The organism is Neisseria sp. Ec49-e6-T10 (genome assembly GCF_051132615.1).
Taxonomy (GTDB): Bacteria; Pseudomonadota; Gammaproteobacteria; order Burkholderiales; family Neisseriaceae.
The window spans coordinates 1,627,953-1,652,258 of the sequence record NZ_CP152375.1 but is presented as its reverse complement, the minus strand read 5'-3'; the positions used below and the strand labels follow the sequence as shown (position 1 = coordinate 1,652,258).

Genomic DNA, 24,306 nt, shown 5'->3' with positions numbered 1-24,306 from the left:
GATTATAACGAAAAACTTAACAAGAGACAGTAGTTTAGCTTGAATCAATCATTATTTTGATTAAAATTTATGGGCAAACTTGCACTTTTGAGTATGTTCCAATCAAAAAAATGACCTGGGTCTGTTTTTCGATCGGGCGCAATATGCTGGTGCCCCGTAATGGCTCCTATCCCATAATGAACACATAACAAATGTAGCATTGGCACCAGTGCTTGATATTGAGCTAAGGTAAAAGGCTCAAAATCACATCCCTCTAGCTCAATACCAATGGAAAAATGATTGCAAGCACTTCTGCCTTGAAAAGATGATACCCCAGCATGATAAGCCATATCTAAAAAAGACACGTATTGAGTCCATTGCCCTTGCCGATTCAATAATAAGTGACTGGACACACGTGCTTTTTCAATCACACAAAAAAACGGGTCAAGATCAACTTTAACCTGATTGGTAAATAAATCATCAATTGCCCATTGCCCATATTCAAATGGGGGCAATGAGATATTATGTAACACAATCAAACTGATTTCAGACTCTTTTCGTGCTTCATAATTAGGCGAAAATACATGATGGGTATTGACTAACCAGCCTTCTTCATTAATGATCATATTAAATAATGTGTCCTTTGCTTATCAATTCATTGTAATGGCTCCATTAAAGCAAGGCAAAAATTATTTCGACCCTATTTAAACTAACCAAATCAATATACACACTCAAAAAAAAGGATCTTCCAGATGAAAGGCATTGGTATTTATGAATACGGCAATGAAAGCAAACTGGTCAGTGTTAACATTGCAACCCCAACATTACAAGACAATGAAGTACTGATTGATATTAAAGCCAGTGGCGTTAACCCTGTTGATTGGAAAATAAGAGAAGGCTGGCTCCAAGATGCTTTACCCTACCAATTGCCTTTAATATTAGGTTGGGATGCAGCAGGTATCATTAAAGCTGTAGGCCAAAATGTGACAGAATTTAAAGTTGGCGATGATGTATTTTTTAGGCCAGAAATCGAAAAACAAGGCACCTACGCAGATGAAATTGTCGTACCCGCCCAGTTTGTGGCACATATGCCGCAAGACATCTCTTATGTAGAAGCAGCCGCTTTACCTTTGGTCGGCCTAACCGTCTGGCAGGCGCTTGTTGAAGTAGGCAAAATCAAAGCAAATGACGAAGTGTTGATTTTGGCTGGAAGTGGCGGAATTGGTTCAACAGCAATACAAATAGCAAAAGCTTTAGGCGCACATGTCACCACAACCACCAGCACAAAAAACATCGACTATGTCCGAAAACTGGGGGCGGATCATGTTATTGCCTACGATCAAGAATCCATAAGAGCAACATCAAAACATTTTGATTTTATGTTGGATACACTAGGTTCTGAAGCATATGAAGAAGCTTTAGAAAAAATGAAACCCAATAGCATTATTGCCACTATTTTTGGCTCACCAACACATAAACGAGCAGATAGGGTTTGTGCAAAAGAACAAGCACTGAACCTGACAATAGAATATGTTTTTACCCGCCCAGACGGGCAAAATTTGGAAAAACTAAAACAACTGGTTGAACAAAAAAAACTGATACCACATGTGAGTGAAGTATATCCAATGACCGTTGAAGGCGTAAGAGAAGCACACTTATCCAATCAAACAGGGCGCACAAAAGGTAAAATCGTCCTACAACAATCATGATTTAACATGGAGAAAACAATCACATGAAACCCATAATATTCGCACTGACTCTTGGTCTTTTTGCATCAACATGGATACCAAACATGGCAAATGCACAAAATACACCTATTGCAAAACAACACACTCAAGCGCCTGGCTTTTATCGAATAAATGTCGCAGATATGGAAGTTACAGCACTTTATGATGGCTACACCAACATCGCTAACAGTAAGCTAAAAAACATCAGCGAACAGGATTTAAATAAATTATTTGATCGCATGTTTGTGCCACACAATAACAGTGTCCAAACCTCTATTAATGCTTATCTGATTAATACAGGAAAGAACCTTATTTTAATTGATACAGGTGCGGCTCAATGTTTTGGGCCAACATCCGGCATGATTGGACAAAATATCAAGGCAGCAGGTTACCGACCTGAACAAATTGACACAATTTTGCTCACCCATTTACACCCAGACCACGCCTGCGGACTTGCCAATAATGGGCGAGCAGCATTTCCGAATGCCTCTATTTATGTGGCAAAACAAGAAGCAGATTTTTGGTTGAATCAAAAAATGGATAAACAACCACCTGAAATACAAGGTTTGTTTAAAATGGCACAAAATGCTGTGGCACCTTATGTTCAAGTAAACAAACTCAAAACCTTTAATATAGGGGACAATATCTTGTCAGAAATCAAAATTGTCTCAACCCCTGGGCATACGCCTGGGCATACTTCTTTCTTACTCAACTCTAAACAAAAAAGTATTTTAATATGGGGTGATGTCTTACATAGCCACGCGGTACAATTTACTCAACCAGATGTAGCGATTGAATTTGATTCAGACCCTAAACAAGCTGTTCTTTCTAGAAAGAAAATATTGGCACAAGCAGCAAAAGATCAATTATTAGTAGGTGGTGCACATCTGCCCTTCCCAGGGCTTGGCCATGTTCGGCCTGAAAAAGAAGGCTATGCTTGGGTGCCCGTTGAATATACACCAGTAGAAAAATAAGACCATAAAAAAGAACCTACAAATTAAAAATAGTAGGTTCTTTTATCTAAGAAAAAATATATTAAATAAGGATGTGTCCCTTATATTGATAAATATAATCTTTACAGGGATAATAACTGGCGCCAATCATATTCATCAGACAGGCATAATCATTTTACTTCACGCCACCAATCAGGAGCTAAGCAGTATGAAAAAATTATTGTCAACCCTACTCACCTTATCCCTATCGGCCATATTATTATCAGCCTGTGGTAATGAGGCTAACAACAATGCCGCCAGCGATCAAAATGCTCAAAACAATACCGCCACAGCCAATACCAAAATTGTGATTGGACTGGATGATAATTTCCCCCCAATGGGTTTTCGTGATGAACAAGGTCAGATTGTTGGCTTTGATATAGAAATGGCACAAGAAGCCGCTAAAAGAATGGGTAACGAAGTTGAATTTAAACCAATCGATTGGAACGCCAAAGAAGCCGAGCTTAATGGAAAACGTGTTGATCTACTGTGGAATGGTCTAACCATCACTGAAGAGCGTAAAAAGAACATCAACTTTACCACACCCTATATGGAAAACCATCAAATCATTATCGTTACCGCCACCTCCCCTATTAAAACCAAAGCAGATTTAGCAAACAAAGTTGTGGGCGTACAAGATGGCAGTAGCGCAGTTAATGCGGTAGAAGCAGACGCTCAAACAGCTGCAACGCTAAAAGAACTTAAAAAATATGGCGACAATGTTACCGCTCTTATGGATCTGACAACTGGACGTATTGAAGCTTTGGTTGTTGATGAAGTTGTTGGTCGTTACTATGTTGCAAAAAAACCAAATGATTATGTTGTACTAGAAGACAATTTTGGTACAGAAGAATATGGTGTTGGCGCCAGAAAAGAAGACACTGAGCTTCTAAGTAAACTGCAAAAAGCCATGGATGACATGAAGCAAGATGGCACTTCCGCTAAAATTGCAACCAAGTGGTTTGGTAAGGATATCATTAAATGATTCGTTGTCCTTTAATACATGACGCTGCTCTACCTTGTGTAAGCAGCGTTTTTCGGTTTTTATCCCCATTATTCATTGGAGCCTAATCAATGGATTATATTATTCAAATGTTAGGCCCGCTTTGGCAAGGCACAACCATTACCTTAAAGCTGTTTTTCATTACCTTAATTTTGTCTATTCCACTTGGTCTGATACTGGCATTAATGCGTTTATCACGTTTTCGTATTGTTGGCACAATAGTCAATGGTTATATATGGCTTATGCGTGGCACGCCACTGATGCTGCAAATGCTCTTCATTTATTATGCATTACCCTTTGTGCCTGTTATTGGTGTGCGTTTACCCGATTTTCCAGCAGCCGTTGTGGCATTTGGTTTAAATTATGCCGCCTATTTTGCCGAAATCTTCCGTGCAGGGATTCAATCAATCAATAAAGGACAATATGAAGCAGCGAAAGTGCTGGGATTAACCTATCCACAAACCATGCGTCGTATTATTCTGCCACAAATGATTAAAAGAGTCTTACCCCCACTAAGCAACGAAACCATTACCTTGGTCAAAGACACTTCTCTTATTTACGTTTTGGCACTGAACGATTTATTACGTGCTGCCCGCAATATTGTACAAAGAGACTTCACCATTACCCCTTTTATTGTTGCTGCCGTATTTTATCTGATCATGACTTTGATCCTGACTTGGGGATTTCAGCGAATGGAGAAACGCTATGCCGTCTACAACGACTAATTTGATGATTCATGCGCAAGATATTCACAAAAGCTTTGCTGGTGTTGAAGTATTAAAAGGCGTCTCATTAGCAATTCATAAAGGAGAAGTTGTCGCCATTATTGGTCCATCAGGTTCAGGGAAAAGTACTTTATTACGTTGTTTAGACCATTTGGAAACCATTGATAGAGGACAAATTGAAATTGAAGGCGAAATACTGGTCAGTACAGATGAAAATGGTCTATGCAAATATGTTGCAGACCACCAAATCCGTAAAATCTGCCGAAAAATGGGCATGGTATTTCAACAATTTAACCTCTTCCCTCATATGAGTGTCTTGAACAACATTCTTGAAGCGCCTATAACCGTAAAAGGGGTAAAAAAAGAAACCATTACCCCCATTGCCGAAAAATTATTGGATAAAGTTGGTTTATTGGCCAAAAAAAATAATTATCCATCTGAATTATCTGGCGGACAAAAACAACGAGTCGCTATTGCCCGGGCATTAGCAATGGAACCAGAAATCATGTTGTTTGATGAACCTACTTCAGCCTTAGACCCTGAACTGACAGGAGAAGTATTGCGTACCATGCAACAACTGGCAGAAGAACATATGACCATGTTGGTTGTCACCCACGAAATGGCCTTTGCACGAGAAGTGGCGGATAAAGTCTATTTCATGGATCAAGGCAAAATCATTGAAGGGGGAGAAGCAAAAGCATTTTTCAATAATCCCACTCATGAACGAACCAAAGCTTTTTTAAGCACCATGCTTTAGCGCGTCAAAAAAGGGAATGCTCAGCATTCCCTAAAACATATAAATTAAATACCCATAATCTTTCGAAAATCTTCAATCCATTTTGCCAATAAATTGTCGGGGTAACGAATGGCTTTAATCAAAACAAACCCAGAAAAAATCAAAAACACAATCAGCAAGAAAACAAACACTGTGATGGGCCAACCAGACATTTGCGACAATTTAACAAAATCATTGGTAATACCAGAGGAGGGATCACTCATATATCGTTCTCGATATGCACTGTCAAAATAGAGCCCATAACAAAACTTACAGACATGACACCAAAGAAACACACCTAACCATAGCAAAATGTTTTTTTCATACTGAGGGCGTTTAACATAGTGACTAAGCCCCAGATAACAACAAATTAAACCAACAAGCACAGACATGCCTTCCCCCATAAAAATGGCAACAGACCGATGCAATGGTTCAATAAAAAAGAATAAGGAAAATGCAATAAAAATCAGAATATTTTTTAGGCTTATGAGCCCCTTATTTAACTGAATCACCTTATAGTAGAAAAATAACAATCCTGTATAAATACATACAGATACAATGATTGAACGAGACATTGTGAATGTTACTCCACCACCATGCACAAAATTAAAAGCGGGAATAGCAGGATAACCAGCAAGCCAACCAAAAACAGCATGCCCTAACTCATGTACGGCAATATTATAATAAGAAGCAATAAAACGACTTAAAGGTGTAGACAGCACAATCAAGTTGACAACAAAAGCCAGCAAGATACGCTTTCTTTGCGCATAAATCATATTTTTTTGAGGGAACAAATCTTCAGTATTTAAAAAATTATTCATCAGTATAGATTCACTCTCGATATATTATATCTTTATCATAAAAAAACAGAAATACTATTTCCTATGATAAACACAATGTGCCATTGTGTATCAAACCAAATGACCAAACAATAAACCCTTTTGTGAGACCTTTGCAAAAATCACATGTAATGATATATAAATTACATGTAACAATCAAGTTCAACTTGATACACTAAAATAAGCAATCTTGTATTAAAACTGATTATTATTGCGACAATAACTCTTGTTTATACAAGTTACTCGGACACAACAGATGAAAAAGTAAAGATTAAAGATTGTTGAGAAAACAGAAACCATTCACTATTTACATGGCGATACAGAAATGACTTTCTTGCAACAATTATTATTTAAAGATACCTATACGATAAAAAAAGAAGATAACAACATGTAAGTCTTTATCTCAAAATATACGCCAAAAGCATATAGATAACACCAAGTTTACATTATTACGCTTAACTTAATTTATAATACTTAATACGAGCATAGATAAAAACCTATTACCGGAAGAGCTTTGAATTATCACCATACCAAAACCTATAGTATATTTTTTACAATTAACAACTTATAGACAACGACTCTTTTATGTTTTTAACTAAATATTTGAACCATTCTGGGAAATAAATTGAATCATTTAGAAGAAAGTACGTTTTTTACAGAAATTATTCAAAATACCGCTTGGCTAATGAACATTTTGACTACACTAAAAGATATTGGACTAACAAATATCTACATTGGCGCGGGCGTCATTCGTGATGTGGTTTGGGGACATTTACATAAAAGACCTATTTTAGAACCAATCTCAGATATAGATGTTGTATTTTTTGATTTAAATAGCCAAGATTCAAAATTAGAAATCAAAATTAAGGAATGTCTTACCACTTTATTTCCCCAGTATCAGTGGGATGTTACGAATCAAGCCAATGTTCATCAATGGTATGCTGAATATTTTAATATCCACGTTTCTCCCCTTTCAACATTACAAGAAATGATTGCCACATGGCCTGAGACTGCAACGTCAATTGCCATAAAACTATCTGAAGATAACACTTTAGATATTATTGCTCCTTTTGGCCTTACAGATCTTCTGAATATGATTATTAGATGGAACCCAACAAGAATAAGCCGTGGATACTATGAACAACGTATTAAAGAAAAACAATATGTAAATCGTTGGCCAAAAGTAACCATCATATATTAAATATTTCAACTATTCATTATACATAAAAAATATTTATGCATATATTCTTTTTCAAAAAACATTGGTACAATGCAATATATTCAAATAGATTATTTTACTAATGGAACGTCCAAAACTAGAAATAGACTTAGAGATATTGCAACAGCAACGCTGGATGCAAGAGCAAGAAGAGCTGGATAGAATAACAAAAAACCTACCTAATGCTCAAAAAGAAGTGGAAGAACAAATAAATCTAAATACCCCAATAGACAAATATTCAAAAGAACAACAAAAACAACTTACGGAAGCTCTGTCTGTTGAAGTCGCCAAAAAAAATAATAGTCATGTTATTCACATTGCCCTTTCTGAAGATAAAAAATCTTTACTGGCATACACGGATAAACGTAGCATTGTTCATATAGATATTGAAAAAACATTGAGTGTTAATAACGCCCTTAAGCGTGATGATTTATTCAATCGAGAATTGCCTGAACCAACAAGACTAAAAAAGATCAATGATTATATTGAAATGTTTCATGTTAATCAGAAACTCAAAGAATTTAATTCAAAAGAGCGTTATCTATTAACTCAGGCCGTTGGTTTTGCAATTGACGATAATGCTGGCACTCCACCAAAAGTGCATTACTTTGATATCAAAAATAATCAAATTCATCTACTCGTTGGCGAACCCCATAAACGCATTATTTTAAATCCACAAAAAATTTTAGAACAGTATTACCCTAAAACATTACACACAACCATCGCCAAAAACGGCGATTCAGCAATAGCTATTGCCAAACAATTAGATCAACATAATCCAAAAGCAGCGTTAGGGCATTTACTGGTGACAGCACAAATTAAATATATAAAAGGAAATAATGGCCATATCATCCCTAATATTCGCCCTGGCAAAGAGTATAGTTATGACTCAACCCTATATAGGGATGCACAAAAAGAAGAACTTAGTTTAATTTCTTCTAAAAAAATAAGTGAGGAGACTTTAATTAATCATAAATTACAAAAACAAACCCAACAAGAGGCTGAAGAAAAAAACTATTTAAGCACCCTATTTAAAAAGCAAGAAGAAGATAAGAAAACTGAATTAGATAAAGAAGCATTATTCAACAAACAAGTTTCCATTCAAAATATGCTGACAATGAAAGTTGATATAATCAACTCTACGCCAAATAAATATACTGGCAACTGTAATGCAAAAAATCCTTATAAATATGATACACCTGAATACTGGATTAAGGAGTGGGCTGGAAATAGTAAAACATGGAAAGACGCTCATTGGTTATCAGTTGAAGAAAAGAAACTGGAAAGAACGCCTGCAAAAACACAGGCCGAACATTATCTTTTTGCTAAAGCAATACAAAATGATGACAATGAACCTATAGCAAGCAAGACATATCATATTGTAGGAATTGCAGCGGCCCCATTGTATTTTGCTTCAAAGAATATTGGTTTATTTAGTACAGCATCACCACCCGACTTCGGACAGCTTGAATATGGCTTAAAAGGCTGGATTGACGGTTTTCCAACCACAAAGGACAATCGCACATTTATTAAAAATATCATTCCAGGTGAATGTATAGAAAGTAATAAAAAATGATAAAAAAGTTATTTCTAGCGATCATTGTGCTGATTGGATGTATAGGGTTATTGTTACTCTTAATTGGTGGTTACAATATAGTTACTGATAGTGTCAGGATTAAAAATGCGAAAGAAGATCGTCAACGTATTTGTAATGAAGCAAAAGCATCAATGAAATTTGAAGATTTTGAAAAAAAATTAAAAAATCTTGGCATAACAGATGGATATATTAAGACTAACCTAGGGAAAAATAAATTACGCTATAGTTATGTCAAACCTATAATGACCTCAGAAGGCACGGGCTTTGTATGTAGGGTAATAGTTGAAAACGGATTAATTGTAGAAGCCAAAGTTGATTAAATTAGTATAGAAAATACAATTTAAATATATAGAAAACAATAAAAATGATAAACAAACAGTTTTTTTGCTATTAAAAATTATTGGTTATTTATCTGCTGCATATGCAATATTCATCGTGGGTATAATTTTATTATTTTGTTACTGATGGCAGCAGACTCGAAAATACAGCAATATAAAGGCAACTAATGTGCAATGAAGCCAAAATTGGCATGCCGTTTGATGATTTTGAAAGTAAGTTAAAAAGCTTAAATATTAAGGAACAACCATTTTCAGATAAATATAGTACATATCAGACGCGATATTCTTATGCAAAAACCTTAATGGCTTCACGTCATGGTGTTCGCTGCACCATATAGTTGATAAAGACAATAAAATTATTAAAACAAAAGTGAATTAGCAGTTATTTTTTTTGGCTTGCCCAGGAGGACAGAAATTACCATTGCCGTGGCCATGTCCCTTACCATTTTCAATAGACACGCCATCAGAATCAATAACCACTTTATTTGGTGTCTTTGCCGTTACCGTACACGCGCTCATAAAAAGCACAAAAAACGAGATAGCCAAATATTTCATTATTTAATCTTCCTTTGTTTTAAACACATAGTTACCTATATCAAATTTTATTGTAACAATCGCAAATTATCAACAAAAACTTTTAAAAAAACAAAATAATTTATAATTTAATATCCCTTCAATATCACTTGGCTATCACATTAATGTATTTAAAAACTTAAGCGGATAGTAATCTACAATATCTATTAACTTGTATTAAAGATAATTAAGACTAAAAGAAAGCAGAACAAGAGAAATCAAAAAATTACTATAGTGCATTATTGATTTTTATTTTTTTCAGCAATTGCCTTTTAAATATCAGATACAACTGATTTTGGTGATACAGGGTCTTTAGATGCTAAATATAAATTTGCATATAACATTGGGTTTTCAAGGTCTTTATGTTGTTGCTTAAAGTGAATTTCATATAAATGGTGATATATAAACCCTATTTTAATAGACATGACAAATTTAATATTAGAAATTTCGTTAAAGGGAACAATATATGAAAAACCTTTTGAGTTTTTAAACAGGCTTCCTTTTTTAGTTTGTACATATAAAGAATCACCATAAACATATACTATTCTTGAATCTAAATATATTTGTGCATTATTTCTTTTATATACATAAATTTTTATAAAATGTATTGCGATACCAATCAAAATGACCATGAATACGGTAAATACTCGCATTATTATATTTTCAATTATCACAATTGGAAATACAATAATTAGTACTAATAACGTATTAATACATACAATGATCGAATCTAATCTTATATAACGATTAGATATATTTTTACTCATTGAAACTCCAAATACGCATCACATACAAAAAATTTATACATCATTTTATCGTATTTTAAATCATCACACCATAAAATTACATGTAACAATTTATTATGTTAAAATTATTTTATTTTATGAATTTTTCATTTAAATTAAAGGTTATAATGTATGAACAAGATCTTATTTTTTATAACAAAATATTTTATTTGGTTTATTGCAATATCAACTCTGGTGACAGGTGTAATAGAAAGTGCCAAAATTTTAAAACTTAATGCATCAAAAAGTACAGGTATTGCCACTATTGGTACAATATATAAAAAAGAATCTGATCCATTATGGAAAAAATTAGATATTTATTGCCCCAAAAACACGACTCTTCACGTTGAATATTATACCCAGGATGGCAAACAATATAAAAGTAAAGTAAATGGCTGTCATATGAACAGCTTGAACTCTATTGGAAAAAAGATTGATATCTTATATAACCCAACCAATCCTCAAGAATTTATTCCAAAAGCAGGGTTAAATTATTATTATCGATTTATTCAAGTCATACTTAGTTTTGGCTTAATTGGAGCAGCTATAAAAGTATCAAGAATGAAACCAGATTTCTGACCTCTCCATATACAAGCGAATAGTATAAAAAAAGAAATAAAAAAACCTTTCTCTTTTGAAAGGTTTAATTTTTTGGTGGGCCTAGTAGAGTTTGAATTAAATTTTTATCTATTTAATTTATATTAACTTTATTTAATTCAATCTAAAAATATACCCCTAAATTTATTTTCTACACTTTTCTATAATTGTAGAAAATATCCATAGGTTTTCAAGATTCTTAATTTTTTTATATATTACATTTTAACTACAAAAAAACATCAAAAAATGGCACCATCTCTACCACTTATGCCCTAAGCCCTTTGTTTTAAAAGTGTTCGTGGAAGGATAGTTAAAAAATATCTATGTAAATTTACACCACTTCTACACCATAAAAATATTAGAGTTACTCTTTATTGTTGGCTCACTTCTTCAAACCATTGTTCAAAGATATCCATGGGAAGAAGCTCTTCTTTATCTGAATAAAGTAAATCATATTGATATTTTGCCTCTAAGCTATTGGCTTTTACATCATAAATTAGTTTCATTTCTGTTGGCATTGGTCGTTCATGTTTTTTACAAACCTCTTTTATGCTTTTCAAATTTTTCAATCCAATATCTAAAACAATCTCCTGTCTTTCATCTGAAGTATCATATTTTTTTTCGATTAAGGTGGCCATATTTAAATTATGTTTTTTTACGATTTTATTATTTATTTTATAAAATAAATCGAAATAATACATATTTGGCTCATATGAGCAGTATATATATATATAATCAGCTTCATTATCTACATATTCCAAAGCAATAGAAACCATATCAGCTTGTAACTCTGAGAAGTAATCTTCAAATACTTTCATAAAATTTTACCTAATTATTATCTATTGAGATTTTGATAATATCTCTATTATCAATTTTGTATTTAACATCAAAACCGCTTGGCCTCACACTAGCACCATCATAGTTAATTTTTACACTAACCGAAACCTCTTTTCCTTCTTGAAGTGCTTTTGCCCAAAGATTTTCCAGTCTTTTATAGGAGCTTAAATTCACTTCACTTAATTGAGAAACAAGATTATCTAATTCTGGAGAACCGCCAAAGCGATCACCAGCTAAATGCCCCGCATGATCTCCCTCCAGTTTACCTAGAGTATTTGAGTTATGAGGTACGCGTTCAGTTCTTTCTGTAAGCTGTAAAGCATCTGTTTTAAACTCTCTGATTCGCCCTAATTCATCTGTTTTATATAAATATTCAAACTCACCAGATTTATAGCGAACATTAGGAACCAATTTACCCTCTGTTAAATGGCTGCCATCCCTAATAATATCAGCTTTAACAGCAATTTCTGCTTTACCTAATTTTCTTTCTAAGTTAATGGTATTGTTTGTGTCATGTAAGACATCAGCAGCTTTAGATATATTCTTAGCATTCTTAGTCATCCCTATAGGCGCGACAGCAGATAATACCTCAAAGCCAATTTTGCCATCGTTTATGCCCAGTTGATAATAATCTCCTGTTTTTTTGAGCTGTTGTACCTGTTCCTGACGATCTACCAGCATCCCATTAACACCTTTGATTAATTCATCAGGATGCGCTGAATAATACATCGTCTGACCTGTAGCAGAACCAGCCAAAAACCCTACTGAATTGAATAGGCTATTAATGCGTTCATTATTCCGATGAATACTTTCACTGGCTGCTGTTTGGTCATATAAGCCACCTAACAGCGAATAACCTACTGTATTGAGGATATCCTTAGACAATAAATTAGCATCATTTACCATCTCTTTTAAGCCACTGAGCATAGACTCATTAGCCCCTTTACTATAGGCTGCTTGTTCTACTTCTGTTAACGGTTTACCCTCATAATTGGTCATTTTCATGATAGGCATCACGCTTGGTTGTGCTGTAAGAGGACGAATATTAGATAAAGGCACATTTTGGGCGGTATTGTTTACCCACTGTAATGCCTCTACTGTATTGATTGATTTATCTGAACGATTAACAGCAGCCTGTAATGTTTCACTCTGACTGAATTTATGCATAGCAGCAACTGAAACACCTTTATTAATTAAACTGTGTTCTTGATAACGAGATAATTGTTCTTTAATAACACTTTCTAGTTCTTGTTTACTTAAACCATTTGCCATATTGGGATTATTGGCTACTTGATTATTGATATTTTGAAAGAGTTGAGTTATTTGGGTTTGTTGCTGTAAGTTAGGATTTCGTTCTCTTTGTTCTTCTAATGCTTGAGCTCTAGCCAGATCAATATGTTCATTGGCTAGGCTTTGACCTGTAACAATTTGACGTCCTGCTTGTTCATTTTTGGCTTGTTGCTCTTCTGTATATTGGCTACGGTCATAGGTATATTCTTTATTGGGTTGAATATTAGGAATAATGTGTTGATTGCCATCTTTGAGCTTGATGTCTTTTATCTGTCCTGATCGATACAAAACCCCTAAAGCTTCATATGGATGCTCTGAGTCTAATTTTTGCGCCAAACTCCAGCCAGTATCGCCTTTTTGGGCAATGATTTTATGTTCAGTATTTTCTGGTTCTAATTGTGTTTCAACAGGTTTTTTTATGCTGTCTTCTAATGGCTCTCCAGCTATAATTTTTGGTGTGGATAGATTGAACTGTTCATTCTGTTTCCCTAAATTAAGCTGAATTTCTTCTTGATTAATCTGTAACTGATTAATTTTAGGCGGATCACCAGCATAATCATGTGTAACAAATCCTACGGCTTCTTTTAAGATGTATTGTTCTTTTGGGGTAAATTCAGATAATTGTTTGTCTACTTGATGATTGTTCATCTGTTGAACAATCTCTTTTAATCTTCCTTTAGGTGGATAGGAACGATTAAAATGTTCACTAATCAGCTCTTGTTCTTTGTTTAGTTTCTCAGGGGCTTTTTCTGGTGCTTTAGCTTGTAATAATTCTTTATCGACACTTAACCCATGTTTTGCTAGAGTTTCTTCTACATTTACAAAGGCATATTTATTGTTGCCTATATTAGCCATTAAACAACCTGTTTGAGGGCTGTAATACATCAATTCAATATCAATATTCTCTTTGCGTCCACTTTTAAGAGCGACATCTTGAGCTAAGCCATCAAAGACAGCTTCTTTTTGTTCTGGATTTAATTTATCTAGATGATGGGTAAATGTGCTTTGGTCAAAGGCATTTTTTACGGTTTCATTGAGTTCAGGAGCCTTCTGTTGTGCCAACTCTAACGCTTCTTTTTGGCGTTGTAATTGTTCTTCTTGCTCTCTCTGTAATCTTTGTTGATCAGCAAAAGATTGATTGAGACTTAACTGAAACTCTTCATCCATGCCAAAGAAACCCAACAAATATATGAAATAGGAATTATACTTTAATATTATATGCTGTAAAGGTACTTCCTAGGAGGTGAGGGGTATACGGGTAGGCAGGGCGTGTTATCTAACCTTTGATGAGCGCAGCAGTATCACTACCCGTGAGATTACAGAGCGCACAAATGAAAAGTTTTGCATGTTCCGTACTCTGTTTGATAATGCTCATATTGTTGCTGGTGTTAATTTTAATGATTTTCCATTCAAAGATTTAAGGACACAAGCTAGCACTGATAAAAAAGAGTCACAAAGAATAGCGGCGGAAAAAAACCAGTTAGGGTATAAAAATGAATCGATGACAGTGCGTTATATGCGATATAGACTAGGCAAAAAAAGCACCCCGACCAAGTAACAACAATATAGAACGATAAATAAAAACCTTCTCGTTTGAAAGGCTTATTTTATATGGTGGGCCTAGTAGGACTTGAACCTACGACCAACGGATTATGAGACAGCCTTACAAACATTTATATACAATAAGTTATATAGGTTATTGTCTAAAAAATTGTAAAATTAGATCCTCGTTTTTATTGGGTTTTTATATTGAGTATTAGACAGATTTTTCTAATTTTTTGTATATTTCTTTGGTATTTTTCTCAGTTTTCTTTTTCAAATAAGTATTCATGTAAAGGAAGATAATGAAAGCAATTACTTTCTTTCCTTTTTTATGTTTGTCATTCACACCTTTTATTTATGCTCAGCCAGTAAATTTTCATGAGCTGGCTAAAAGGTGTGTACCTGATGTGTCTTCTCACACATTAGCGGCAATCGTTAAAACGGAATCAGGATTTAATCCTTATGCAATTGGGGTCAATAGAGGGGCTAAACTTTCTAGGCAACCCAAAAGCCATCAAGAAGCAGTTTCTATCGCTAAATCTTTAATTGCCAAGGGCGCAAACATTGATATGGGCATTGCCCAAATCAACTCTGCCAATCTTGGTGTGGTTAAGATGACTGTTGAACAGCTTTTTGATCCTTGCCAGAACCTAAAAGCCTCTGCCTTGATTCTGAGCAGAAACTATCAAGGGGCAAAGAAGATACATGGTGATGGGCAAAAAGCACTACAAGCGGCTTTATCAGCTTATAACACAGGCTCATTTAGTCGGGGTTTTAATAATGGCTATGTACGTAAGGTACTCGCCAGTGCAGGCAGTAATACAGAACAGGTCACTTTAAAAGTACCTAAGTTAGATCCAAGTTTTTCAACCAAAGCTGTGCCAGTTAAGGCAAAAGCGCAAACAACCAATACAGGAGGAAATAAACCACAAAAGAGTCTTATTGTTTCAACAGTTGAATCAAACAGGGAGGAACCAGTAGAGGGCAGCAAGCCACATCAATCTTGGGATGTCTTCGCCGAGTTCTGACCTGTTGATCATTTTTAATTCACTCAGTCGCTATAGGCGGCTTTTTTTATGTCCGTAAGAAGGAAATTTATTTATGAAAGCATTACAAAAGTCTCAAATATCACAATGGTTATTAGCTGCATTTTTAAGCGTGTTGTGTCCACTGACCATGGCAGCGGGATTTGAAGGTGAAGTCACCTCAATGATCACAATGATTAGAAACGGGATTTATGTCGTTGTTGGTGTTGTCGCCACAATATGTTTACTTTGGCAATTCGCTCAGGGCTTTATGGGACGTAAAACTTGGGGTGATATTCTGGAAACGGGATTATGGATTGTTGGTGCGGGTGCAGGCATTGTGATTGCGACTTGGTTATTTGCCAAAGGTGGCAGCATGACGTTTTAACAGGAGTGGCCATTATATGAAAGAAAATCCTATCGATAGAGAATGCCCGACCTTTAACGCTTTATCTCGTGAAGCAATGGTTTGGGGAATTCCTTTAATTGCTTTGGCAATATCAGGATTTGTGACGGTAATGGCAGTGATGGCAGCGTTGCCTTTTCTTCAAGGAAAGGCAATGTTGTTTTTACTGTTACCTATTCCGTTTTTATTATTCCTTAAAACCATCTCTGCAAATGATGATCAGGCATTCAAGATCATTCTTCTTGAAGTGAAATGGTTTTTTAGAAAGAAAAATATAGCCTTATTTAATGGAACATTAACCATTATCTCTACCAAGTTTGGGAGAAATTTAAATGATTATGAGCGATTTTTTGAGCAGTGTTCTAAAAAAACAGCCAGCTCAATCCGATTTTCTACCGAAAATCTGCCAACACGTCACAGATAATCTAGTCTGGTACAAAGAAGGTTATGTTGGTTTTGTCATCAGAATGGAAGGATTGGCTTTTGATGGTGTGGACGATAAACACCTGTACACCAGTTTTGTTGGGCTAAGAAACCTGTTTGCTGCTTTAGGCAAAACTTTGGGTAATCGGCTTTCTGTTTGGACAACGCTTCAACGTAAAAAGATCAACTTTGATCGGGATTATGCGTTTTCTACTGATTTTTGCGAGCAGTTCGCCAGTAAATACCTCAAGCGATTTCAAGATGAAGATTATTTTGAGAATCTTTTTTATATTACGGCCTTGGTTAAAAGTACGGATATTGATGAAGGAATCAAAGAGGCTGAAGAGCTGATTGATATTATGATGAAGTCCTTAGATGTTTATGATCCGTATTTGCTGACCGCTTATCAGAATCAAGAAGGCACTTTATTTTCTGAAGTGTATGAGTTCTTTGGTTCATTGATTAATGGTACAGAACAAAAAATACCTTTATCCAGTGTCGATGCGTACCAAAACCTAGCCAATGCCAATTTACACTTTGGCTCAGACATATTGGAGATTCGACCCGACCAAGCCAATAGAAAATATGCAGTGATGTTTGATTTAAAGGATTTTGGCTTATCTAAACCCAAGATATTGACCCAGATATTAACATTGTCTTGTGAATTTACCTTGACCCAATCTTTGGTGTACATCAACCCTTATGCTATGCAAGAAAAAATCAACCGACAAATGAATAACCTTCAGTCAGTGGGTGATAAAGCACAAGGACAAATAGATGAGCTGCTTGAGGGACAAGGTAAACTGACTTCAGGAGAATTGATGTTTGGTGAGTATCATGCCGCATTGGTGGTCTATGGTAAAACACCACAGGAAGCGACTTACAATGGTTCCAAAGCCTATGCTGCTTTTTTAAATTCTGGCGGGTATCGTTTTACCAAAGCCACCTTATCCGCTCCTGCAACCTTTTTCAGCCAAGTACCCAATAGTCAGGAAAAACCCAGAAAGTACCCTAAAACAACCGAAAATTTGGCCACCACCTTTGGCATACACAATTATTCCCATGGTAAATCACATGGTAATCCAATTGGGGATGGAACCGCCGTGATGCCACTGCAAACCGTATCCAAAACCGTGTATGACTTTAACTTCCATTTCACCAATCAAAAAGAAGACAACCTTGGAGAAAAAGTGGCGGGCCATACTCTCATTTTAGGGGCAACTGGTACAGGTAAAACCACGCTACAAACTGCCATTCTTTCTTTTGTTGAACGGTTTGATCCCTTTATCTTTGCCATGGATTTAGACAGAGGGATGGAAATTTTTATTCGTGCCATTGGTGGTCAGTATTTTGCACTGGAAGCTGGAGAGCCAACAGGATTGAATCCATTTCAATTACCTGTGACACCAGTCAACAGAGAATTTCTCTATACATTAGTGACTATGTGTGGATCAGATGAAGAGGGCAAAATAACTGCTGTAGAAGAAAAACAAGTTCAATTTGCTGTGGATGCCACACTTGACCTAGATATGGAGAACAGGAACTTCAGTACATTGCTACAAAGTATTCCTCATTCTGATGATCCTAACTCATTGAGAATCCGCTTAAGTAAATGGTGTCGTAGTGAAAACGGTCGTTATGCTTGGTGTCTGGACAACCCAATTAACCTTTTTGACCCTGAAAGCTTTTATCGGATTGGTTTTGATTTAACAGCAGTATTGAAGGATGACTACCCACCCACTGCACCTATTCTGGCTTTTATGTTTCATCTGCGTAATTTAATGATGGTCAGGGTCAGTAAAGTAGACGGCATATTGGCAACCATTATTGAAGAATTCTGGTATGCCGCTCGGTTTCAGGCGTTACAGGAAATCATGCTGAAGATACTCAAAACAGATCGCAAACTGGGTGGTTGGTTAATTCTGGTTTCTCAATCGCCTGAAGATGCCATCAATTGCCCCATATTCCCTGCCATTATTCAACAAACACCCACCAAGATATTTTTACCTAATCCTGATGCAGAATATGAAGGCAGTTATCAAAGGTGTGGTTTAACAGAAAAGGAGTTTAAACAATTATCAGAGCTTTCTACAGACAGCCGTACCTTTTTAGTCAAACAAGGTCGCCAGTCAGCTTTTGCCAAACTTGATCTATATGGCTTTAGTGACGAAATCCCCATTTTATCTGGTTCTGCTGATAACGTAGAAATACTGTATCAGGTGATGAAGGAACATGGAGAAGAGCCTAAACAGTGGCTTGAGCCATTTGTACAAAGGTTACAAGTCAAACGTGCTGAAAAGCGTAAATCTTAAAAATGTGAATATTTATTGATCATTTTTATTCACCACTGCTCATCTGATCATTTTTTACCTACCGCACTATGCGGTTTTTTTTATTATTAATTTATGGAGTTTTATTATGAAAAACCAGAAAAAGTATTTTATCTCGATTATTTTATCTGCTTGTATGCTGATATTGCCTGTCACAAGTTACGCAAGTGGTATCCCTGTTTTTGATGGGGCAAATGCTGCCAATGCCTTACAACAGATTATTCATATGAAAGAGCAAATTGATAATCAGATCCAACAGATTGCTGAGTTAAAAAATCAGGTGTCGGCGTTAACTGGATCCAAGGGGGTTGGTAGTGCGTTCTCTGAAACAGCTTTGGAACAACTGCCTACAGAATGGAAAGATTTGTATGGCAGTATTGCCAATACTGATTATAAAAAAATGATTCAGGGTAAAACCTATACCCCTGACACAGCCATGAAACAGTTGGTGAATAATTATGATTCTTCAGTGCAGGCATTTAATGACACAAAATTACGTTTAAATAATCTGCAAAAGATGATCAAGAAGATTGATTCGACCACAGATATTAAAGCCGCACAGGATTTACAGAACAGAATAGCAGCGGAAAGTGCTATTATTCAGAACAATCAAACCAAATTGGATATGATGGCTAGATTAGCAGAACAGATGGAGAAAATAGAGCACTATAAACGTGCTGATCGCTCAGCCTGCTATGCTAAAAATTTTGAAACCAGAAACTGGGATGCCTGTAAATAATTAATCAAGGAGAGACTTATGATGCGGATAGCACTTACTTTATTGATCCCTATATTTTTACTGATGGGTTGTTCAAATGAACCTGTTGCTTGGGAAGACAAAACACCTGAACAACAACACAAAGAAAGTAGCTGGCTAACAGGTTGTCATGCAAGGCACATCGAAACCAGAGATTGGGACGCCTGTAAAGTGGAGTTTGAAAAAGAGTTTGGCTATCCGTTTAATAGACCTTAATTTAACAAATAGTAGATGATGCCCTTTTATAAAGGGCATTTTTTTATGGGAGTATAAAAGTGGGTTACTTTTCAAATGTAGCGGATGGACTACTTCACGGAATGGGAACAGATTTATTTGCTAAGTCTGCCAATTTAATTTCTGGTATAGCTCCTTTGTTTGCTGCTGGCTTTGGTGTGTATGTTCTACTGGTCATGATTAGTTATTATAACCGAGGGTTAGATGAAAACATCATGGATTTTAGTAAGAGGATGATAGGTTGGCTAGTCATTATCGCCTGCGCTTTTAATGCAGGCACATACAATAAACTAGCAAATCTGATGTATGGAATGCCTGAAGCTATTAGTGGTATGTTTGGGACAGGTGAATATTCTACAGATGCCCTTGATGCTAGTTTTAATAAAATACTGAAGCTAACAACAGAAACGACAGCATATGCAGATAGTCTTCCAGTAACAGAATTTTCAAACACATTAGGACTCTATGGGTTATGTGGTGTAATTATTTTGCTTGCAGGAGTGTTTTTTACCGCTATATTATCATTCTATCTAGTTGCTAAATTATCATTGGCGATGGTGATATTAATTGGCCCCGTATTTATAGGCACCATGTTGTTTCCAGCGACAAGACAATGGGGAATGAATTGGATTGGTCAAGTATTAAATTATGTTGTTACAATAGTTTTTTATGTTATTCTAGGGTCATTGCAACATGATTTTTTTAATAGCCATATAGAGGTTCTAATTGTTAGTAAAGCAGACTCTTTAATTGTGCTATTACCATTAGCTTGTATGTTTATTACCTCAACAATGGTTTTTTTGGTTGTTGCATGGAATGTTTCTAGTATCGCTTCTGCTTTAACAGGAGGTGCAAGTATGGGGGGTATAACAAGAACAATGACATCCATCGGTAATTATATCAAGATGCCTTCTCTTAAATTTGGTGGTGGAGGAAGTGGTAGTGGTGGGAGTATCAAAAGAAATTAAACATTATAGGAGAATAAAAAAATGCCTTATAAATTAAAGCAAATTTATTTAACTGTATCGCGTGTTGTTAATAAGGGTGCAGATATATTAATTTATATTTGGCATACTTTTTTATCTGTATTAAGAATCATAAAAAATACACTAGATGCGATTGGGTATGCAATAGCATGGTCTCTAGGGATATTTATTTTAATTGTCAGATATTCTCTTGGACTTGCCAGTATTGTTGGAATTGTAGGTGGACTAATTGCAATACTCCTAGGGTTTGGTGAAGTTTCATCTAAGCTAGCTATAGTCGGTTTTTTGAGTTTGATTCCTTTTGCCTTTGCTTCTGGAAAAGGTTATTTTGGTACGCCTTATTATGATGATTAATCGTCATCAGTAGTATTGTCAGTAATTTTTATTTCATAAAAGTAATTTAACTCGCCTAGTGCGGGTTTTTTTACGTCTCAATAAAAGGATTTATTTAATGAAAGTATGTATTGCACTCATGATAGCAGTGCTCTTTTGTGCTGCCTGCACCAATAAACCACCTCGTCCTTATGGACAATATTTTCCCATTAATCCACCTGCTCAGGAGGTAAACAAATGACTCAAAAAACATTATCTTCTCAAAAGGCAGCCAGCAAATTCATCCAGTGTGCCAAAGATTTTGAAAAGTCCGAGATTGAACGAGTTCGTCAAAACAGCAAGATTGCTTGGCGGATTACTTGTGCTTGTTTACTGATTATGGGGTTGTCCATTGGGGCAATTGCTGGATTGACTCCACTTAAAACCGTGATCCCTTTTGTCATTCGCGTAGACAATAATACAGGGGCAACAGACATTGTCACTCAGCTTAAAACCTCTGAAAAATCTTATGGTGAAGTGATTAACAAATACTGGCTAGCTCAGTACGTGATTTATCGGGAATCCTATGATTGGCAAACAGTACAGTCTACGTACAATGCCACCAATCTATTATCTACCCCACCTGTACAAGCTGAATTTGCCAAGCTGTATAACAAAAATCCTGCTGCGCCTCACTTGATACTGAAGGATCAATTCAAGGTTATTGTGAAGGTGAATGCCATTAGCTTTGTCGGTGAAATGGCGCAAGTTCGTTTTGAAAAGCACCTTATTCCTTTAACCAATGGTGTGACTAAACCTGCCCCTCAAAAGATGATCGCAACAGTGGCATTTGAATATCAAAACAAACCCCTTCAAGAAGCAGATCGCCTGATTAACCCGTTAGGTTTTCAAGTCACAAGCTACCGTGTTGATCCAGAAGCTGCGCCATAAGGAGAAAAAATAATGTTCAAGAACAAATTATGTGTTTTAGCGGTATTGCTGGGTTGTTCAGTTATGGCCAATGCAGATATTACCCCCAGTACATCGAGCAAAGATGCCCGTATTCAGTATGTGCATTATGACCCTGATAATGTGGTGAATATTCGTGCTCAAGTGGGCAGAACAACCATGATCCAACTGGAGCAAGACGAACGGCTGATTGGGGATAATGCTGCTTTAGGGATGGGGGATGGGCAAGCATGGAACTTATCTGTTAAGGGCAACAACATCATATTTAAGCCCATTGCCCAAAGTCCCAATACCAATATGATCATCACCACCAATAAGCGTACCTATGCGTTTTATCTGTCTTTAGCTCGTCAAGTGAGAAAAGGACAGAAGCATCAAGCACCTACTTATATTTTGCGTTTTTCTTATCCTGATAGTCAAAAAGCTGTGATGCAGGCAGAAAGCCTTAAACAAAAGCAGGCAAAGGACATTTTACAGAGCCTACCCAAACAAAAGGATCAGGCTAACTATAACTATTGGGCTCAAGGGACTAAAGCATTGGTTCCTACTGCTGTTTTTGATAATGGTTTATTTACCTTTTTCAAATTTAATGATGGTCGGGATTTGCCCACGATTTATAAGGTAATGCCTGATGGCTCGGAGATGCTGCTTAATACCCATATTGAAGCAGATACCGTCATTGTGCATGAAACCGCTAAAAAATACATGCTGCGTTTGGGTAACAGTGTACTTGCTGTTGAAAATCGGGGCTTTGATGAAAAAGGACTATTTAATCGCACAGGTACTTCAGATCAAAGTTCTATTCGTATCGTTAAGTAAAGGATCACAATTATGGGTATTTTAAATAAATTCAAAAAGAAAAAAGCTTCAGACTTAGAAATTCCTGAAAACACTATAGAAGAATCACTGGCAGATAAAATTCAGGATGACACTGTGGAAATGGGCATTCCCCAAGATTTAAGCCCAAGCAAAAAGAATAGTAATGTCAATAAAGTGGCTATGGCGGGTATTGGTATTGTTGCTCTTGGTTTAATTGTTTCAGGTTTGATTGCATTTAGTAGTGGCTCAGGTGATACCGTAGCAGAAAACACCCAACCACTTGATGAAATCAAAAACAACCAGCCTAAAGATTTTGAGCAAGATAAGGAAGAGTTGGCGTTAAAAATGCCTGAACAAGCTAGTGAACCTGAAGTAATGGAGATGGCTCAGATTCCAGAACAACAAGCTGAAGCAGCTCCTGAGCAGATGGCACAATCAACGGATCAAAAAGAACCAGAAGAAACCCCAGAGCAACGCAAGATGAGGGGTAATGTTCTGGTGGATTTTGAAGGAGGACGTTCTGCTGGAGAATACACTCAAACTGCTGAAGCACAACCTGTCAGTTTTAATGATGATGGATCAGGTAATAGTACATTGGGGGATAAATTAAAACCAACGGCTACTTATCAAGCCACGGCACAAAAGCGTATCGATTCCACTTACCTACTCTCCAAGGGAACCAATATACCTTGCACATTGGATACACAGATTATTACCACTCATGCAGGATTTACCCGTTGTTTGGTGACTAAAGATGTTTATTCTGCCAATGGTCGGGTATTACTGTTAGAACGTGGCTCTAAACTGGTGGGAGAACAAACTTCTGCCTTGGTTCAGGGGCAAGCTAGGGTATTTGTGCTGTGGAATGAAGTTGAAACGCCTAATGGGGTTAAGGTCAATATCGCCAGCACAGGTGCGGGACAATTAGGTGCTGCGGGACATGGCGCACGGGTCAATTATCATTTCTTTCAGCGTTTTGGTGGCGCAATGCTGATCAGTCTGATTTCAGATCTATCAGAAAACCTGAATAACCGTAACAAAGGCAATGACAATATCACCTTTGAAAACGCCAATGATGCTGCTGAAGAGATGGCAACAGAAGCATTAAAAAACAGCATCAATATTCCACCTACAGGATACGTGAACCAAGGTTCATTAATCAATGTGATGGTGTCTCGGGATGTGGATTTTTCTAAAGTGTATGAGGTAGTCACACCTTATTTTTAA

Annotated in this window: 28 protein-coding genes; 22 read left to right on the top strand and 6 right to left on the bottom strand. The window is 36.2% G+C overall.

The window, feature by feature from the left end; all coding sequences use genetic code 11:
- Positions 1-44: 44 nt before the first annotated feature.
- Positions 45-605 carry a 1,6-anhydro-N-acetylmuramyl-L-alanine amidase AmpD gene (gene ampD / locus AADH04_RS08610; protein ID WP_434776885.1) on the bottom strand — a complete coding sequence of 187 codons (561 nt, stop codon included), beginning with the start codon at positions 603-605 and terminating at the stop codon, positions 45-47.
- Between the two features lie 126 nt (positions 606-731).
- Here ampD and AADH04_RS08605 point away from each other — a divergent pair, with 126 nt between their 5' ends.
- The 5 genes from AADH04_RS08605 (at position 732) to AADH04_RS08585 (ending at position 5,183) form a co-directional block, all read left to right on the top strand.
- The gene (locus AADH04_RS08605) at positions 732-1,688 is read left to right on the top strand and encodes an NADP-dependent oxidoreductase (RefSeq protein ID WP_434776884.1); all 957 of its coding nucleotides are present in this window, start codon (positions 732-734) and stop codon (positions 1,686-1,688) included.
- A gap of 23 nt (positions 1,689-1,711) precedes the next feature.
- Complete coding sequence (locus tag AADH04_RS08600) at positions 1,712-2,680, top strand: MBL fold metallo-hydrolase (RefSeq protein ID WP_434776883.1); 969 nt, start codon at positions 1,712-1,714, stop codon at positions 2,678-2,680.
- 187 nt (positions 2,681-2,867) lie between these two features.
- On the top strand, positions 2,868-3,683 hold the full coding sequence (locus AADH04_RS08595) for an amino acid ABC transporter substrate-binding protein (RefSeq protein ID WP_434776882.1): 816 nt from the start codon (positions 2,868-2,870) through the stop codon (positions 3,681-3,683).
- Between the two features lie 89 nt (positions 3,684-3,772).
- Positions 3,773-4,426 (top strand): amino acid ABC transporter permease, encoded by a 654-nt coding sequence (locus tag AADH04_RS08590; RefSeq protein ID WP_434776881.1) that lies wholly within the window; start codon positions 3,773-3,775, stop codon positions 4,424-4,426.
- The gene (locus tag AADH04_RS08585) at positions 4,407-5,183 is read left to right on the top strand and encodes an amino acid ABC transporter ATP-binding protein (RefSeq protein WP_434776880.1); all 777 of its coding nucleotides are present in this window, start codon (positions 4,407-4,409) and stop codon (positions 5,181-5,183) included. The genes AADH04_RS08590 and AADH04_RS08585 overlap by 20 nt, the downstream gene beginning before the upstream one ends.
- A 44-nt stretch (positions 5,184-5,227) precedes the next feature.
- On the opposite strand, the gene AADH04_RS08580 is transcribed toward AADH04_RS08585, so the two are convergent.
- A complete protein-coding gene (locus AADH04_RS08580) occupies positions 5,228-6,022 on the bottom strand; it encodes a M50 family metallopeptidase (RefSeq protein WP_434776879.1) in 795 nt (264 codons plus the stop codon).
- Positions 6,023-6,665: 643 nt separating this feature from the next.
- On the opposite strand from AADH04_RS08580, the gene AADH04_RS08575 reads away from it, so the two are divergent.
- The 3 genes from AADH04_RS08575 (at position 6,666) to AADH04_RS08565 (ending at position 9,176) form a co-directional block, all read left to right on the top strand.
- A complete protein-coding gene (locus AADH04_RS08575) occupies positions 6,666-7,241 on the top strand; it encodes a nucleotidyltransferase family protein (RefSeq protein ID WP_434776878.1) in 576 nt (191 codons plus the stop codon).
- A gap of 154 nt (positions 7,242-7,395) precedes the next feature.
- Entirely contained in the window at positions 7,396-8,835 is a 1,440-nt protein-coding gene (locus tag AADH04_RS08570; RefSeq protein WP_434776877.1) for a hypothetical protein, read from the top strand.
- A complete protein-coding gene (locus AADH04_RS08565; RefSeq protein WP_434776876.1) occupies positions 8,832-9,176 on the top strand; it encodes a hypothetical protein in 345 nt (114 codons plus the stop codon). The genes AADH04_RS08570 and AADH04_RS08565 overlap by 4 nt, the downstream gene beginning before the upstream one ends.
- Before the next feature lie 393 nt (positions 9,177-9,569).
- Here AADH04_RS08565 and AADH04_RS08560 read toward each other — a convergent pair whose 3' ends face one another.
- A complete protein-coding gene (locus AADH04_RS08560; RefSeq protein WP_434776875.1) occupies positions 9,570-9,749 on the bottom strand; it encodes a hypothetical protein in 180 nt (59 codons plus the stop codon).
- A 290-nt stretch (positions 9,750-10,039) separates the two neighbouring features.
- The gene (locus tag AADH04_RS08555) at positions 10,040-10,534 is read right to left on the bottom strand and encodes a hypothetical protein (RefSeq protein ID WP_434776874.1); all 495 of its coding nucleotides are present in this window, start codon (positions 10,532-10,534) and stop codon (positions 10,040-10,042) included.
- 150 nt (positions 10,535-10,684) lie between these two features.
- Between AADH04_RS08555 and AADH04_RS08550 the strand changes: the two genes are divergently transcribed.
- Positions 10,685-11,131 (top strand): DUF3592 domain-containing protein, encoded by a 447-nt coding sequence (locus AADH04_RS08550; protein ID WP_434776873.1) that lies wholly within the window; start codon positions 10,685-10,687, stop codon positions 11,129-11,131.
- A gap of 389 nt (positions 11,132-11,520) precedes the next feature.
- On the opposite strand, the gene AADH04_RS08545 is transcribed toward AADH04_RS08550, so the two are convergent.
- Positions 11,521-11,967 (bottom strand): hypothetical protein, encoded by a 447-nt coding sequence (locus AADH04_RS08545; protein WP_434776872.1) that lies wholly within the window; start codon positions 11,965-11,967, stop codon positions 11,521-11,523.
- Between the two features lie 10 nt (positions 11,968-11,977).
- Positions 11,978-14,443, bottom strand: coding sequence for a DNA/RNA non-specific endonuclease (locus AADH04_RS08540; RefSeq protein ID WP_434776871.1), 2,466 nt, complete (start codon positions 14,441-14,443; stop codon positions 11,978-11,980).
- A gap of 178 nt (positions 14,444-14,621) precedes the next feature.
- On the opposite strand from AADH04_RS08540, the gene AADH04_RS08535 reads away from it, so the two are divergent.
- The 13 genes from AADH04_RS08535 to virB10 all read left to right on the top strand — a co-directional run bounded on the left by AADH04_RS08535 (position 14,622) and on the right by virB10 (position 24,306).
- Entirely contained in the window at positions 14,622-14,834 is a 213-nt protein-coding gene (locus AADH04_RS08535; protein WP_434776870.1) for a hypothetical protein, read from the top strand.
- Positions 14,835-15,120: 286 nt separating this feature from the next.
- A complete protein-coding gene (locus AADH04_RS08530) occupies positions 15,121-15,846 on the top strand; it encodes a lytic transglycosylase domain-containing protein (RefSeq protein WP_434776869.1) in 726 nt (241 codons plus the stop codon).
- Positions 15,847-15,919: 73 nt separating this feature from the next.
- A complete protein-coding gene (locus tag AADH04_RS08525) occupies positions 15,920-16,231 on the top strand; it encodes a TrbC/VirB2 family protein (RefSeq protein ID WP_434776868.1) in 312 nt (103 codons plus the stop codon).
- A gap of 16 nt (positions 16,232-16,247) precedes the next feature.
- Positions 16,248-16,673 carry a VirB3 family type IV secretion system protein gene (locus tag AADH04_RS08520; protein WP_434776867.1) on the top strand — a complete coding sequence of 142 codons (426 nt, stop codon included), beginning with the start codon at positions 16,248-16,250 and terminating at the stop codon, positions 16,671-16,673.
- Positions 16,588-18,984, top strand: coding sequence for a conjugal transfer protein (locus AADH04_RS08515; protein WP_434776866.1), 2,397 nt, complete (start codon positions 16,588-16,590; stop codon positions 18,982-18,984). The genes AADH04_RS08520 and AADH04_RS08515 overlap by 86 nt, the downstream gene beginning before the upstream one ends.
- A 106-nt stretch (positions 18,985-19,090) precedes the next feature.
- Positions 19,091-19,741, top strand: a complete 651-nt coding sequence (locus tag AADH04_RS08510; RefSeq protein ID WP_434776865.1) for a type IV secretion system protein — start codon at positions 19,091-19,093, stop codon at positions 19,739-19,741.
- Positions 19,742-19,759: 18 nt separating this feature from the next.
- On the top strand, positions 19,760-19,975 hold the full coding sequence (locus tag AADH04_RS08505) for a hypothetical protein (protein ID WP_434776864.1): 216 nt from the start codon (positions 19,760-19,762) through the stop codon (positions 19,973-19,975).
- 59 nt (positions 19,976-20,034) lie between these two features.
- Entirely contained in the window at positions 20,035-20,961 is a 927-nt protein-coding gene (locus AADH04_RS08500) for a type IV secretion system protein (protein ID WP_434776863.1), read from the top strand.
- Positions 20,962-20,982: 21 nt separating this feature from the next.
- Positions 20,983-21,333, top strand: coding sequence for a hypothetical protein (locus tag AADH04_RS08495; RefSeq protein WP_434776862.1), 351 nt, complete (start codon positions 20,983-20,985; stop codon positions 21,331-21,333).
- Between the two features lie 97 nt (positions 21,334-21,430).
- Entirely contained in the window at positions 21,431-21,553 is a 123-nt protein-coding gene (locus AADH04_RS08490) for a hypothetical protein (RefSeq protein ID WP_434776861.1), read from the top strand.
- On the top strand, positions 21,550-22,242 hold the full coding sequence (locus AADH04_RS08485) for a virB8 family protein (protein WP_434776860.1): 693 nt from the start codon (positions 21,550-21,552) through the stop codon (positions 22,240-22,242). The genes AADH04_RS08490 and AADH04_RS08485 overlap by 4 nt, the downstream gene beginning before the upstream one ends.
- 12 nt (positions 22,243-22,254) lie before the next feature.
- Positions 22,255-23,079, top strand: coding sequence for a P-type conjugative transfer protein VirB9 (gene virB9, locus AADH04_RS08480; RefSeq protein WP_434776859.1), 825 nt, complete (start codon positions 22,255-22,257; stop codon positions 23,077-23,079).
- Between the two features lie 12 nt (positions 23,080-23,091).
- On the top strand, positions 23,092-24,306 hold the full coding sequence (gene virB10 / locus AADH04_RS08475) for a type IV secretion system protein VirB10 (RefSeq protein WP_434776858.1): 1,215 nt from the start codon (positions 23,092-23,094) through the stop codon (positions 24,304-24,306).

Bases quoted from the DNA above. Each gene is read 5' to 3' on its own strand.
- AADH04_RS08505 (WP_434776864.1), top strand. From the start codon at position 19,760: ATGATGCGGATAGCACTTACTTTATTGATCCCTATATTTTTACTGATG.
- AADH04_RS08525 (WP_434776868.1), top strand. From the start codon at position 15,920: ATGAAAGCATTACAAAAGTCTCAAATATCACAATGGTTATTAGCTGCA.
- AADH04_RS08510 (WP_434776865.1), top strand. From the start codon at position 19,091: ATGAAAAACCAGAAAAAGTATTTTATCTCGATTATTTTATCTGCTTGT.
- AADH04_RS08490 (WP_434776861.1), top strand. From the start codon at position 21,431: ATGAAAGTATGTATTGCACTCATGATAGCAGTGCTCTTTTGTGCTGCC.
- AADH04_RS08560 (WP_434776875.1), bottom strand. From the start codon at position 9,749: ATGAAATATTTGGCTATCTCGTTTTTTGTGCTTTTTATGAGCGCGTGT.
- AADH04_RS08595 (WP_434776882.1), top strand. From the start codon at position 2,868: ATGAAAAAATTATTGTCAACCCTACTCACCTTATCCCTATCGGCCATA.
- AADH04_RS08535 (WP_434776870.1), top strand. From the start codon at position 14,622: ATGTTCCGTACTCTGTTTGATAATGCTCATATTGTTGCTGGTGTTAAT.
- AADH04_RS08515 (WP_434776866.1), top strand. From the start codon at position 16,588: ATGAGCGATTTTTTGAGCAGTGTTCTAAAAAAACAGCCAGCTCAATCC.
- AADH04_RS08485 (WP_434776860.1), top strand. From the start codon at position 21,550: ATGACTCAAAAAACATTATCTTCTCAAAAGGCAGCCAGCAAATTCATC.
- AADH04_RS08555 (WP_434776874.1), bottom strand. From the start codon at position 10,534: ATGAGTAAAAATATATCTAATCGTTATATAAGATTAGATTCGATCATT.
- AADH04_RS08520 (WP_434776867.1), top strand. From the start codon at position 16,248: ATGAAAGAAAATCCTATCGATAGAGAATGCCCGACCTTTAACGCTTTA.
- AADH04_RS08570 (WP_434776877.1), top strand. From the start codon at position 7,396: ATGCAAGAGCAAGAAGAGCTGGATAGAATAACAAAAAACCTACCTAAT.
- AADH04_RS08605 (WP_434776884.1), top strand. From the start codon at position 732: ATGAAAGGCATTGGTATTTATGAATACGGCAATGAAAGCAAACTGGTC.
- AADH04_RS08540 (WP_434776871.1), bottom strand. From the start codon at position 14,443: ATGGATGAAGAGTTTCAGTTAAGTCTCAATCAATCTTTTGCTGATCAA.
- AADH04_RS08585 (WP_434776880.1), top strand. From the start codon at position 4,407: ATGCCGTCTACAACGACTAATTTGATGATTCATGCGCAAGATATTCAC.
- AADH04_RS08545 (WP_434776872.1), bottom strand. From the start codon at position 11,967: ATGAAAGTATTTGAAGATTACTTCTCAGAGTTACAAGCTGATATGGTT.
- AADH04_RS08565 (WP_434776876.1), top strand. From the start codon at position 8,832: ATGATAAAAAAGTTATTTCTAGCGATCATTGTGCTGATTGGATGTATA.
- AADH04_RS08495 (WP_434776862.1), top strand. From the start codon at position 20,983: ATGCCTTATAAATTAAAGCAAATTTATTTAACTGTATCGCGTGTTGTT.
- ampD (WP_434776885.1), bottom strand. From the start codon at position 605: ATGATCATTAATGAAGAAGGCTGGTTAGTCAATACCCATCATGTATTT.
- AADH04_RS08600 (WP_434776883.1), top strand. From the start codon at position 1,712: ATGAAACCCATAATATTCGCACTGACTCTTGGTCTTTTTGCATCAACA.
- AADH04_RS08590 (WP_434776881.1), top strand. From the start codon at position 3,773: ATGGATTATATTATTCAAATGTTAGGCCCGCTTTGGCAAGGCACAACC.
- virB9 (WP_434776859.1), top strand. From the start codon at position 22,255: ATGTTCAAGAACAAATTATGTGTTTTAGCGGTATTGCTGGGTTGTTCA.
- AADH04_RS08550 (WP_434776873.1), top strand. From the start codon at position 10,685: ATGAACAAGATCTTATTTTTTATAACAAAATATTTTATTTGGTTTATT.
- virB10 (WP_434776858.1), top strand. From the start codon at position 23,092: ATGGGTATTTTAAATAAATTCAAAAAGAAAAAAGCTTCAGACTTAGAA.
- AADH04_RS08530 (WP_434776869.1), top strand. From the start codon at position 15,121: ATGAAAGCAATTACTTTCTTTCCTTTTTTATGTTTGTCATTCACACCT.
- AADH04_RS08580 (WP_434776879.1), bottom strand. From the start codon at position 6,022: ATGAATAATTTTTTAAATACTGAAGATTTGTTCCCTCAAAAAAATATG.